Genomic DNA, 12,883 nt, shown 5'->3' on the forward strand with positions numbered 1-12,883 from the left:
AAATATAATAGGGGTAACAGGATACCCAAATGTGCGGTATGAACCTTCTGGTCCTTTTAATTTACGGTAACGTATAATAAATACCCCCAATACCGTAAGGAATGTAAATAACTGCAAAGTGAATCCAACATATATTAATAATTGATCGAATGAAGCAGTTAAAATTAGTATTACAGAAACTACACTTTGACCAATTACTGCACGTGCAGGAATTCCTACTTTAGTAGTGTGCGAAAAGAAACTCAATAATTTTATATCTTGTCCCATAGCTGCTAATACCCGAGGACCGGCAATAATCATTGCACTAATGGTACTTACCAATAATATCGCTATAATAAGTGCCATGGTATTTGCACCTCCTTGCCCGAATATATAATCAGCCGAAAAATATCCAACCTCTAATGGTTTACCAAAATCTTTGGCTTGTTCTGCTGCTAAAGTATCCAAAGGGATAGTATATAAAAATACATAATTAATTAAGAAGTATAAAAACATGACCAATAAAGTACCTCCTACCAATGAAGCAGGTAAACTACGTTTGGGATTTTTTATTTCACCAGCCAGATAAGCCGCTGCGTTCCAACCACTATAAGCATAGGCCACATATACTAAGCTTACAGCAAATGCACTGCTAAAAACTAAGTCCCAAGTATGATCTGTAATTTGCAAATTCATAGGTTGGTGTTCACCCATTGTAAAACCACATATAATAAATACTATAACAAGGATGACCTTACCTGTGCTGAATATATTTTGAAATTTGAAACCTGATAAAGTACTCGCATGTATTGCTGTGATAATACTTACTACAGTAATTGCTGTGAACTGGGTATGCAAGGTGGGAAATACTTTATGCAGATACGCAGCCATAGCCACCGATGCAGCCGCAACCGGAGCTGCAAATGCAACAGTGCTACTTACCCAACCTGATAAAAACCCCACAAATGGATGAAACAATTTTGTTAAATATTGGTACTCTCCGCCAGACTTTGGAAACACAGTTCCAATCTCGCCATAGGTAAGTGCTCCACATAAAGCTATAATGCCACCCACTACCCATAATATGAGCAAGGCGGGAATATCTTTAATATCCTGAACTTGATAACCCAAACTGGTAAATACCCCTACTCCTATAATATTGGCTACCACAATGGCAATGGCTGAGTACAAACTCACATGTCTTTTTTCTGTTTGCATAAATGTATTATAATAGAATGCAAAGATGCATACTTGGTTTTTGTTGCTTGAAAAAAGTTTTCAACTATAATGTATGTAGTATAGCTTCGGAAACAATGTTGGTTGGTGAGGACACCAACCAAGGACAACGACTTTGGAACATTACTGGTTGGTGATTCCGATGCTTCGGAATAGCCAAGAACAACAAAAGGCAGTGCTAAAAGGACATAAAAAAACCGCAACTGTATAGCTGCGGTTTTTTAAAATATTATATATTTTATCAATCGAACGACTGCCCGTCACGTTCAGCAATTTTTACCATCTTTTGGTAATCTCCTGGGGTAACATCGTTGTAGAAGAAATGCACGGGGTTAATTTTTTGTCCGTTTTTAATTACTTCATAATGTATATGTGGGCCTGTCGATTTGCCTGTAGAACCTACATAGCCAATCACATCGCCGCGTCGTACTTTTTGACCAGGTCGCACACTAAGCTTGCACATGTGGCCATATAATGTTTGGTAACCGAAGCCGTGGTTAATTACTACTTTAATTCCATAACCATCGCCACCGATTCCTGCTTCTGCCACATAACCATTTCCTGTAGCATGAATCTCTTTACCAAATGATGCGGTAAAGTCGATACCTGTGTGCATTTTGGTGGATTTGTAAATGGGATCCATACGATAACCAAAACCTGAAGCTATCATGCGTAAATCGTTATTGGCAATAGGTTGAATAGCGGGTATACAAGAAAGCATTTCCGATTTTTGGCTCGCCGATTTTATCAGTTCGTCAAACGAAGTTGATTGTATTTGAACTTGACTACGCAACCTGTCGATACGCTCAGTTAGTTCCACAACAGCATCACTGTTTCTAAAACCTAATAATGTTTTGTATTTGTCTACACCACCAGTACCTGCATTAAATTGCTCATCGGTTATTTGATCTTTCTCGTAAGTGGCACGGTATACTTGGTTGTCCTTACTATGCAAATCGGCAAGCTGCCCAGCAATTTGGTCAACTTTATTATTCATATCGCCAAGTTGTCCCTTTAAGAAGGCATTGTCTTGCTTCAGCGATTTTTCCTCTGGCGAATCAACAAAAAACTCAAACACGAAGAAGAAAATTACGCCCATCACGAACGACGAACTAAGGAAACCGAAAATTTGAAACAACCTTTTACGAAGGCTGATTTGTACCATCTCAAACTTGAGCTTGTGCGGGTTATATACCCATTTTGCTTTCTTGAAATTAACTTTCATTGTTAGAAATTAATGTTTAGATAAGTACAATTTGTTAGCATAGGCATTTTTAAGACTTTGCAAATATAACTCACTATTTCCCATATTCCAAACTTCGGGGGAAAACATTTTGGGCTTATTCTCAAATAATCAAGTGCGAAGTTGGCTTTAACAATATTAAACTACCGTGAACCCCTTTGCTCAGCTTTATCCCAATTCCCCTGATATTTCGGATCGAATCTTATGGGAGAAATATAATGCAAGGTGAGCATCCTGGAAAATCGCAATGATAGCGGAGAGAGCAATAGCATACAAGCAATTATAACTGTTGCATACACCCACAGAGCGGGATCATGAAGTATTTTGTAAGTGATCAAACCCATTACCAAGGTAATCCCCGATGATAATCCATAGCTGATGTACATGGCACTATAAAAGTAACCTGGCTCTATTTCAAAATGAAGTCCGCATACCGGACAATCATCATACATCACATTGAACTTGCTTATTTTAGTGATCGGGTATTTGAACACATCCCCTCTGCGACAACGTGGGCATTTGCCTTTGATAATAGCTTCGAATCTTGATTTTACGGGTTCATTGGACATTTGCGGAAGCTTGTTTTTTACGATAATTTAAGTACCAAAGGATACCTACCACAATAGCTGCCAAATATGGCACTATCAACATATACTCAATGCCTGCATTCAAGCCTTTGCCAATATTGCTACCACCTTCGCTGGCAGTTTTTGCATTGGCTTTGCACATACTGCATTGGGCAAATATTTCTCCTGCTGAAGTCAACAAAAAGAATAAGAATATGATATATTTCTTCACTATATATATTGTTTAATTATCTAACAATTCCGTCAACAATTTGTTTGTAAGCTTTGGGTCAGCCTTGCCTTGGCTGCGTTTCATTACTTCACCTACAAACAATCCTATCAGATTTTTTTTGCCCGCTTTATATTCTATAATTTTATCGGGCCATGCTGCAAGCACGGCTTCTACCAATGGTTTTATAGAACTTTCGTCGCTCTCTTGTATTAAATTTAATTCTTGAGCAAGTGTTGCCGCACTACTGTTTGGCTTGTTACAAAAAGCAGGAAATAATACCTGTGATGCTGCGGAATTGCTCAATTTTCCTTCATCAATCAATATAATAATTTCTGCTATTTGTTCCGATTTTAAGGGGAAATCTTTCAGCTCAACTGCTTGCTGATTCATATAGTTTTTCACTGCTCCCATTAACCAATTTGCAGCAGCTTTATAATTGGGAGTATGCTTGCAAATTTCTAAAAAATAGTACGCGGTTTCTTTCAGTTCCGTTATTACTTGTGCATCATAAGTTGTTATATTATACTCTTCAACTAGGCGTGTAGCAAGCTGTACAGGCAGTTCGGGCATTTGTTCTTTGATGCGTGCCACCCAATCTCTACCCACAAACAAAGGTGGCAAATCAGGCTCAGGAAAATAACGATAATCATTTGCGGCCTCTTTGCTACGCATCGATATTGTTAAATTTTTCTGTGCATCGAAAGTGCGTGTATCTGATATGATAGTTTCGCCTTGTTCTATTAAATCTATTTGTCTTTTAATTTCAAAATCGATGGCACGTTGCACATTACGCATCGAGTTCATATTTTTAACTTCTACTTTGGTTCCAAATTTTTCTACACCTTTTATTCTAACAGAAATATTGGCATCGCAACGCAAAGAACCTTCTTCCATATTTCCATCAGATATATCTAAATAACGAACCATTTGTCTGATCAAACTTATATATGCATAAGCTTCTTCGCCTGTTCTAAAATCGGGTTTGGTAACAATCTCCATCAGTGGTGTTCCTGCACGGTTGTAGTCGATTAGCGAATCATATACATCTTGGTCGTGCATACTTTTACCTGAATCTTCCTCCATGTGTATCCGCTCAATGCCTATGTGTGTGGTAACTCCATCTTTGGTGGTAATATCCAAATGCCCCTCATAACAGATAGGAGTTTTGTCCTGTGTTATTTGATAACCTTTTGGCAAGTCGGCATAGAAATAATTTTTGCGTGCATACTGGTTCACCTCCCTAATTTGGCAATTGCAAGCCAATCCCATTTTTATGGTTAAATCAACTGCTGCTTTATTATGAAAAGGCAAAGTGCCTGGGTGACCTAAACTTATCACACCCACTTGTGTATTGGGCAATGCTCCATATTCAATAGGGTCACTACAAAAAGCTTTGCTCTGTGTAAGCAACTGGCTGTGAACCTCAAGCCCTATTACTGCTTCGTATTTATCGTAAATGCTTTCTTCCATTTTTAAGTGGTGCAAAGATAAGTGTGGAACTGAGTATAGATGAAAGACAAAAGAAGAAAGATGTTCGATGCAGTCAGGTTGTGGTTGGCGATTCGCCGTGGCGAACTCAACCACAGGCATTGCAGACTATGGATAAAAGACGAAAGTATAAAGATATATAGGAAGTCTACTCAGGTTGTGGTTGGCGATTCGCCGTGGCGAACCCAACCAAAGGCATGAATATTACTCAATTAATACTACAAAAATTATTTCACCTTTTGTTCGACTTTAATGCAATATATTTGCCGAATAAACCGCAACTTTGTTTCGCCTATACATCCAAAAATCGAAGGATTTGCGAAAGTTTGTTTCGGTTACATACAAGTTTAAATCAACAAAATCTGGTCTGCGAAAGCCAAAGGGCTGACCACCCAATGTGACAAAATAAAAAGTGGAATCCAGAAACCATTACAAAAACGGGGCGAAACCGAAAAGCCATAAGAGTAGGAAGTTAATCACAAATAAAAAATGTTTCATAAATTTAACTTAACTGACAAGTTGCTTTTTATAGCGGCGATACTTTCGCTGATTTTTTCAGAGATTTTATTTTTTAATGGTCACGAAAACCAAGCGATTTTTATCGGCCTTTGGGTGCCCTCAATACTATGTTTTGGAATATACTTACATCAAATAAATAAAAATAAAAATGATTGATTTTATACCATATTTTGCAGGAATAATTACTTTATTGTTTGGTGCTGGCTTTGCCTATGCTATAACCTATAATAGTAAAAAAGGTAAGTAAAGTAAATAAAAATAGCACCATAAGTGGTTCTAGGCTTCTTGGTTGGCAAGTGGTCCATATGGAGCTAATTGCTAAATTTAATTTAGTGCTATGTATCAGAGTTAGTTTTAAGTACCCACCACAAAGCGGAGGAAAATATTGCACTCAAACACGCTAACAATATGAAAAAAACAATACTATATATTTTTGTTTTCCTAGCCATCAATAGCCAAGTTTAAACAGAAGAAAAAATATCAGATTCTGACTTAAGCAGTATGGTTTCAATAAAAAAAAAGAATTTAATGATAGATTACCTGAAATAAAATTGCCTCTATAATTTACCTGCGGATTTGAAAAATTGGGATTACCAGATAGCTTAAAGCTGCCGCTAGTCCTTTTATACCGAAACTTAATATATAATAGTCCAAAAGAAAGGGACTAATCCCCCTACATCCCGATAATTATCGGAATTAAGCGGGGCTTTCGGGATGTAGTTCGTCATTAGCCTTCTAAAAACTAAATCCGCCACAGGCGGAGAACTATTTTAGTTTAAGAATTGGAATAAGATATATACAAGAATTGCTTGGGCACAATAGCAGCAAGACTACAGAGATATAAACGCATGTTAGCACGAAAAATTTACAGAATATGAAAAGTCCATTTGATGATTTATAGAAAATTCAATTAATTCTTCAAGCGAGATCAATTAAAGTAAAATAAAAAGTAAAAATATGATCAATTTTTATTATTATTGCAAAGTAAAAAAGGAACATCTATAGCTCCAAGCGAACCGAATAAGCAGATTGGGGTGGTTTTATGGCTCCAATATACAAGTTATCGGGCAAGTTTAAAAAACGACATTGCGGTCAAAATTAAGGCTGACCACCTATTGTGACAAAAAAATTAAAACAGTAGAGCCAGAAACTACTTAAAAAAACGGGGCGACACCGAAAAGCCAAACGATTAGGAAATAAATAAAATAAAATAAAATGTACAAATTAATTTTAAACAGAGCACAGGATGCGTCATTAGGTTTTGACATGTATTCTTATGCATTAAGTAAAATTGTGAACCGTCTCCCATCTCAAAATTTTAAAGACTTCTTTAATTCATTTTCTGATGCAGTTTCACATTTCGGAGAACAAGAACTTTATGCCAGGGCTGCAGAAAGATCAACCATTCTGAAGATTAACCCAGAATTGAGTAAGTATAACGGAGAAAGAGCCGATAGGTTTAAATTACAAGGTCAGGAGGCATTAACTCAATCATTAAATGCGCTAAAAGGGCTGAGGGAAGAATCAATGAAGGAAGAACAGACAAGAAACAAGGTAGGGGATTTTAAGGTACTGCAAAATGATTATGTACAAATGATTGTTGCATATGAGATTAAACCTTCAGACGTAGAAAAGCTCGACAAAACATTAACTGAAGTTTTAGAAGTTGCAAAGACTAACGGTGAAAAAGGGCTTTTTGACTATATCGAAAAGAAAATCAATGAACTATCGAAATTAAGAAACAATAAAGATAGAGGTGCTATTGATAATATTCCCTATTGGAAACTTGTTGCTATAGCAGTTTTTATTGGTGTTACCGTTTGGTTGGTATGGAGATGTGTCGTAAAAGGAAAAAATTGCAGTCAATTATCGAGCGTTATCAGTGCATTAGGAAAAACACTGATTGGACTGCTTCAGCAGTTTTGTTAGTGGTTAAGATAGGAAACAATCCGCCATTGCAAGCTTACAATTTGTGATAACCTGCCGATAATCCCGAAGCTAATTAATTTAAAAACGGTGGCACATAACGCCACCGTTTATTAATCTTTAGCGGTAACTTTTAAAAGACGCAACCTATGTTTCAAAACATAAGCGGCACAATAGCATTTTGCTCATTTATTGTAGCGACATTTTCTTTCGCATTAACAGTGACAATGATTTTGCAGACACGAAAACATAATAGATTGACAGTAAAACTAAACTTTAAGTTAGTGCTTTATGACTTTGAAAACCACATTATGGACGACCAGCATTTAACGACAGAGAGTAAACCAGCCCATAACAGCACCTACAATAAATTGGCGGTTCAGTGCTTCGTATGACAGTTTTGTGGTTCAACAAACATTCGTTCTTCGTATGAACATTTGTGGTGAAAATCGCCAACTTCTTGTAGCTGCCAACCGTTATAGCCAATGCTAATAGACCCCTGGACAAACTAAATAAATCATATAAAATAATGACAAATGATATTGGCAAATCGCATACGGAAAATCAGAGAAGCTAAGAAGTTGACACAAGACGAAGTTGCTTTTAGATGTAACATTTCGGCCTCGGCTTATGGTCAAATTGAACGTAAAGCACAAAATTCAAGATATTTCACACTTTCCAAAATTGCTGATGCTCTTGGTGTATCGTTGTTATTTTTACTTGATGTTGACAACCCAGAAGTGTTCGAGCAAAAAAACAAGTTATAACTTGTTGTGTAGGCTAACTGACTTCTTCACATTTGCAAGTAAAAAACCATTTATATGAGAAACGAAATTTTAAACAGGGAGCAAAATGCCTCACTTGACTTTCATGTTTGTACTCTCAATATCCTAAGTTTCTTTAAAAAAATAACCATTTTAATACATTAACATATGATCCCAGAAATCAGTATCATCAACTCAAGTTTGAACCAGATTGAATCAAACTTTGGAATAATTTTTAACAGAAACACGGCTGTAGTCACATCTCATCAAGACCAATTAAGCGACACTTGGAAGTTTGTACATTTATTGGTAGATACTTGGGTTACGCCTGAAATAGCTCCAAATAAGCACATTATTTCTTGCATAAGTATTATCAAGCCCGACAACTCTGTGGGAGGTACTTTCCCCAACGTACTTGTAAGTAATGGCAATACGTACACTGATGTAGAGATAATTGACTCCTCTATGATTATTTTGGGTACTTACCCATGCTTGTTAAATGAACCTAAGCCTCTCGACCCTGAACCTGAGGTACTTTTTATCTTGCCATCAATCCATATCGAAAGTGTTACTAAAGACGCACAAGGTAATATTACGGTTAAAGGTGCAGTAGACATTCATTTCAATTTTATCACATGGGATTTGTATCACTTTGAACAAACTTTCCATTTATAATTTTTGAAGATTAACTGTAAACTCTAAAATATTGTTAGACCAATATTACTGATATGCTCATAAAATCACTAGTTTATGTATTGATTTTCGGCTTTTTTATTTCGAGTTGCCATACTCAGAAAAAACGTATGCCAATGCCTAAAAACATGAAGCAAATTAAGCAAGTGATGCCATACGTGCAAAATAAAATAAAGACGGAATATCGGTTAAAGAAATTTAATCTTTATGTTTATAACTCCGTTAACATTCGTGCAATGATTGCCGATGAAGATTTTATTTTCAACTGTTCGACTGTAAATTGTGACTCTGTTTGTAAGGTTCTGGCTCAAAAAATTAAAGAATACTCTAAAGAAAAGTCAGAAAATTTTATAGATGGTTACAATGAAATAGTTATTACTCTTGCTAGGAAAGGTGATCATATAATTAAAGGAAGTACCATTGATACAAACTATAAGTATAAGATTACTGATTTGTAGCGGATTTAATATATCAATTTTTGCATTTCCAAACTGTTATTGATGATGAAATTGAATTTACTAATTGGCAAAATAAAACTTATGAGTTTAGGATTTGCTAGATATTGGCTATTCAGTATTAAACAACTAATTCGGCACATAAGTTGATTTTATGATTTAACCGTTTCAGTTATTTTTCTTTAGAATCCCATATAAAACGATAAAGCACTGGCTATAACCGCACATTTGCAATAGGCGGGGTTTCGTTCTCCGCAGACAGTTTTGTACGAACCGAAAGTTTTGTGCTCCGAATAAACATTTGTGGTGAAAAGCCCGCCCATCGCAAATCTGCAAACCGTTAGCAGCAAATTTAAAAGACAACCTAGGAAAGATGAAATATGATTTAGACAGATTTAAGACCGCTCAAGATAGCTGCTACAGGCAAGTCTTGGAAGAAATGAAAAATGGAAAAAAAGTGAGCCATTGGATGTGGTTTATATTTCCGCAAATATCAGGATTAGGTAAATCTGGGCCTGCAAAAAAATATGAGATTGCCAACATAGAAGAAGCTGAATACTATTTGATGGATGAATTGCTTTCAAAAAGACTACTTGAACTAACTGGAATTTTAGCATACGAAGTTGAAGGAAGGACTGCCGAGCAAATATTTGGATTTCCTGATTACCTTAAATTTCACTCAGCAATGACACTTTTTTATTCAGTAGTAATAACGAACAGACAATTTGAAAATAATAGCGACTTTTTATGCTTTGAAAATGCAATTCGAAAATACTATGAGGGAAAACTTGACACTTCCACTTTGGAAATATTAAAGACTACAACACTTTTTACCAACGAAACTCCATATCAATTCGCATCCATTTCAGTTGACCAAGAAGACTTCAATTTCAGACTAGAATACGTAAATATTCAACCTGCAGACAAATGGAAACCACCAGTAGGGACTTTATTAATTCAAAGCAAAGACGAAGACAGAATTGCCTCAATTGAAAATGCAATGGGACCTCTTTGTTGGAGTAGCAATAAAAAAATAGTGGTTTTGCCAATCTGTAAGATGCATTGGCTTAAAGGGTTCCAACAGAAATTTGCAATAATCAATTTAGACAAAAGGACAATCACAAACCTTAAACAAGTTCATAAAGGAGAACCACGAATTATTAACAAAGTTGAAGACGAAAATTTTTATTTTAAACATTTTAATGCTAATAAAAAGATTGTAGAAGGAGTTGTAAACTTTACAAAAAGTGAAATTGAAGAAACAAGAGATTTTAGCTGATAAAAACCAATAATATGCTAGCAGAACAACAATTGACAGAAGCCCATAAACTAATACAAAACGGTTTGTATTCAGACAGTATAAAGATTTTAAGAGAACTAGCAACAAGTTACCAAGATTTTAATATTTCTTATTTACTAGGTGTTGCTTATCAAAAGACTGACAATTTTATCGAAGCCGAAAAGTTCTACAATGACGCTATTAAACTAAAACAAGACCACTTCGATGCATACCTTGGACTTGGAATAACCTATCAAAAACAAGGAAAATTTAATGAAGCAATAAATTCAATTGAAAACGCTATTGAAATTAATAAATATTTTGATGATGCTTACAATAGTTTAGGCTTTACATACAAGCTGAACGGAGATTTCAATAAAGCAATTGAAATATACAAATTGGGTATTGATGTTCTATTTGACAATGTTTACAACTTCATCAATAAAAATATTGAGTTCATTGATGAAAAAACTGTGGCAAATAAATTTAATGCAGACATTTGGTTTGAAACAGCATCAAAAATAATTGCTCAAAGTGCTGGTGCTGATGGAATTGAAAAGTTGCGTTTCCCAACTTCTGAGACTGTTGAGAATTTGAGAAAGAACAATCCGTATGGAGATAAATTGTACGTTGACGATGGGAACACAAGGTCAATCTTACCCAATATGCTTAATAATTTTGCCGACAAACTTTCTTGGAATATTCGCTACGCAAACTTTTTAAACAACATTGGTGTGATATTTTTAGAGTTAGATGACAGAAAGATGGCGAGACAATATTTCATAGAAGCAATTACTTTTACACCAGAAGGTATTGATTTCCCTAATCCTATAAATAATTTAGAACACACAGAAGAATGAAAAAAACAGCTTGTAACAGCACCTACAAGAAATTGGCAGTTCAGTGGTTAAATGAAGCATTGTGTCCCGCCTTGCGGGATTTTGTGGTGGCAGACAATTTTGTGCTTCGAAATCGCCAACTTCTTGTAGCTGCAAAACCGTTATAGCCAATGGTAGGACGACCGTTACAATGACAAACAACCGACCTAAAATTTAAACAGTAAAACAACGACAAACCATTTTGACAGGTGACCAAAAACATACAGACCATATTGCAACGGGACAGCGAGTAAACCGACACTTAAGCCGAATCTATGTTTTTTATTTTTTTTCCTCCGCACTTTTTTAAAAACAATTTTAGCCAGCCGCACAAACGGCACATTCGGTTTTGCCACAGCCACACAAACCGACACACAGGCAAAACCAAAAGAGCCGTTTTTTAGCCAACGCACCGACAATAATTCGTATTTTGCACAAATGAATTTGAATAATTAAATGATTGATAAAAAGACGCTTTCTGAACGTGATATATGCACAAAGTTTATTACTCCTGCGGTTGAGAAATCGGGTTGGAATAGGCTGACACAGCTATTAGAAGAAGTTTCGTTCACAGATGGAAAAATATATGTTAGAGGTAAACTGACAGCAAGAGGAAATCAAAAACGTGCCGACTACATTTTATATTACAAGCCGAATATTCCAATTGCAATCATTGAAGCAAAAGACAACAAACATTCTGTTCGTTCTGGTATTCAACAAGCTTTGGACTATGCTCAAATACTTGACATTCCTTGTGTTTTTAGTAGCAACGGTGACGGTTTTTTGTTTCACGACCGAACCGCAACAGACGGAAACATTGAAACGGAAATTGGCTTAGACGACTTCCCTACTCCCGAACAACTTTGGGAGAAATACAAAAAATACAAAGGTATTACAACACCAGCGGCTGAAAAGATTGCTTCGCAAGATTATTACTTTGACGGCACAAGCCGAAAACCAAGATACTATCAGCAAATTGCAGTAAACAGAACTGTTGAAGCCATTGCCAACGGACAAAACCGAATTATTTTGGTAATGGCAACAGGTACAGGAAAAACCTATACCGCTTTTCAAATCATTCACCGACTTTGGAAAAGCGGAGCAAAAAAACGAATACTTTTTTTAGCAGACCGAAACGCTTTAATTGACCAAACCCGAAGAGGAGATTTTAAACACTTTAAAGATAAAATGACGGTGGTAAAACACCGACAAATTGATAAAAGCTATGAAATTTATTTGGCTTTGTATCAAGGTTTATCAGGCACTGACGAAGATGCAAATGTGTACAAACAATTTTCGCCTGACTTTTTCGACTTGATTGTAATTGACGAGTGCCACAGAGGAAGTGCGAAAGAAGATAGCAGTTGGAGAGAAATTTTATCCTACTTCAAAAATGCTACGCATATTGGTTTGACAGCTACACCAAAGGAAACCAAAGAAACAAGCAATACCGAATATTTTGGCGACCCTGTTTATACTTATTCTTTAAAACAAGGTATTGACGATGGTTTCCTTGCTCCTTATCGTGTAGTAAGAATTGGTTTAAATGTAGATGCCGAAGGTTGGCGACCCAACCAAGGGAAAACCGATAAAGACGGAAATCAAATTGAAGACCGCATTTATAA

The 12,883-nt window shown here is 36.0% G+C and carries 13 protein-coding genes and 1 pseudogene; 8 read left to right on the top strand and 6 right to left on the bottom strand.

Translation table 11 applies throughout. The features are described from left to right. From SGJ10_03005 to gatB, 5 genes are all read right to left on the bottom strand, one after another. On the bottom strand, window positions 1-1,197 hold a 1,197-nt coding region (locus SGJ10_03005; GenBank protein MDZ4757094.1), incomplete at its 3' end, for an amino acid permease. Between the two features lie 259 nt (window positions 1,198-1,456). Next, on the bottom strand, window positions 1,457-2,440 hold the full coding sequence (locus SGJ10_03010; GenBank protein MDZ4757095.1) for a M23 family metallopeptidase: 984 nt from the start codon (window positions 2,438-2,440) through the stop codon (window positions 1,457-1,459). Window positions 2,441-2,601: 161 nt separating this feature from the next. After that, complete coding sequence (locus tag SGJ10_03015; protein MDZ4757096.1) at window positions 2,602-3,027, bottom strand: DUF983 domain-containing protein; 426 nt, start codon at window positions 3,025-3,027, stop codon at window positions 2,602-2,604. Continuing rightward, window positions 3,017-3,256, bottom strand: a complete 240-nt coding sequence (locus tag SGJ10_03020) for a hypothetical protein (GenBank protein ID MDZ4757097.1) — start codon at window positions 3,254-3,256, stop codon at window positions 3,017-3,019. The genes SGJ10_03015 and SGJ10_03020 overlap by 11 nt, the downstream gene beginning before the upstream one ends. Before the next feature lie 12 nt (window positions 3,257-3,268). Beyond that, window positions 3,269-4,726, bottom strand: coding sequence for an Asp-tRNA(Asn)/Glu-tRNA(Gln) amidotransferase subunit GatB (gene gatB, locus SGJ10_03025; protein ID MDZ4757098.1), 1,458 nt, complete (start codon window positions 4,724-4,726; stop codon window positions 3,269-3,271). Window positions 4,727-6,050: 1,324 nt separating this feature from the next. Between gatB and SGJ10_03030 the strand changes: the two are divergent. From SGJ10_03030 to SGJ10_03060, 7 genes and pseudogenes are all read left to right on the top strand, one after another. Next, window positions 6,051-6,164: pseudogene (locus SGJ10_03030) on the top strand (integrase). Between the two features lie 314 nt (window positions 6,165-6,478). Beyond that, window positions 6,479-7,192 carry a hypothetical protein gene (locus SGJ10_03035; GenBank protein MDZ4757099.1) on the top strand — a complete coding sequence of 238 codons (714 nt, stop codon included), beginning with the start codon at window positions 6,479-6,481 and terminating at the stop codon, window positions 7,190-7,192. 929 nt (window positions 7,193-8,121) lie between these two features. Further along, window positions 8,122-8,628 carry a hypothetical protein gene (locus SGJ10_03040; protein ID MDZ4757100.1) on the top strand — a complete coding sequence of 169 codons (507 nt, stop codon included), beginning with the start codon at window positions 8,122-8,124 and terminating at the stop codon, window positions 8,626-8,628. A 146-nt stretch (window positions 8,629-8,774) separates the two neighbouring features. Further along, complete coding sequence (locus SGJ10_03045; GenBank protein ID MDZ4757101.1) at window positions 8,775-9,104, top strand: hypothetical protein; 330 nt, start codon at window positions 8,775-8,777, stop codon at window positions 9,102-9,104. Window positions 9,105-9,474: 370 nt separating this feature from the next. Further along, the gene (locus SGJ10_03050; protein MDZ4757102.1) at window positions 9,475-10,380 is read left to right on the top strand and encodes a DUF1810 domain-containing protein; all 906 of its coding nucleotides are present in this window, start codon (window positions 9,475-9,477) and stop codon (window positions 10,378-10,380) included. A gap of 14 nt (window positions 10,381-10,394) precedes the next feature. Further along, a complete protein-coding gene (locus SGJ10_03055; GenBank protein ID MDZ4757103.1) occupies window positions 10,395-11,240 on the top strand; it encodes a tetratricopeptide repeat protein in 846 nt (281 codons plus the stop codon). Next, entirely contained in the window at window positions 11,237-11,386 is a 150-nt protein-coding gene (locus SGJ10_03060) for a hypothetical protein (GenBank protein ID MDZ4757104.1), read from the top strand. Before SGJ10_03055 ends, SGJ10_03060 begins: the two co-directional genes overlap by 4 nt. A 39-nt stretch (window positions 11,387-11,425) precedes the next feature. Here SGJ10_03060 and SGJ10_03065 read toward each other — a convergent pair whose 3' ends face one another. Next, window positions 11,426-11,671, bottom strand: a complete 246-nt coding sequence (locus SGJ10_03065; GenBank protein ID MDZ4757105.1) for a hypothetical protein — start codon at window positions 11,669-11,671, stop codon at window positions 11,426-11,428. Between the two features lie 43 nt (window positions 11,672-11,714). On the opposite strand from SGJ10_03065, the gene SGJ10_03070 reads away from it, so the two are divergent. Then, a partial coding sequence (locus SGJ10_03070) for a DEAD/DEAH box helicase family protein (GenBank protein MDZ4757106.1) occupies window positions 11,715-12,883 on the top strand: 1,169 nt, incomplete at its 3' end.

Source organism: Bacteroidota bacterium, assembly GCA_034439655.1.
GTDB lineage: Bacteria > Bacteroidota > Bacteroidia > UKL13-3 > UKL13-3 > CANJUD01.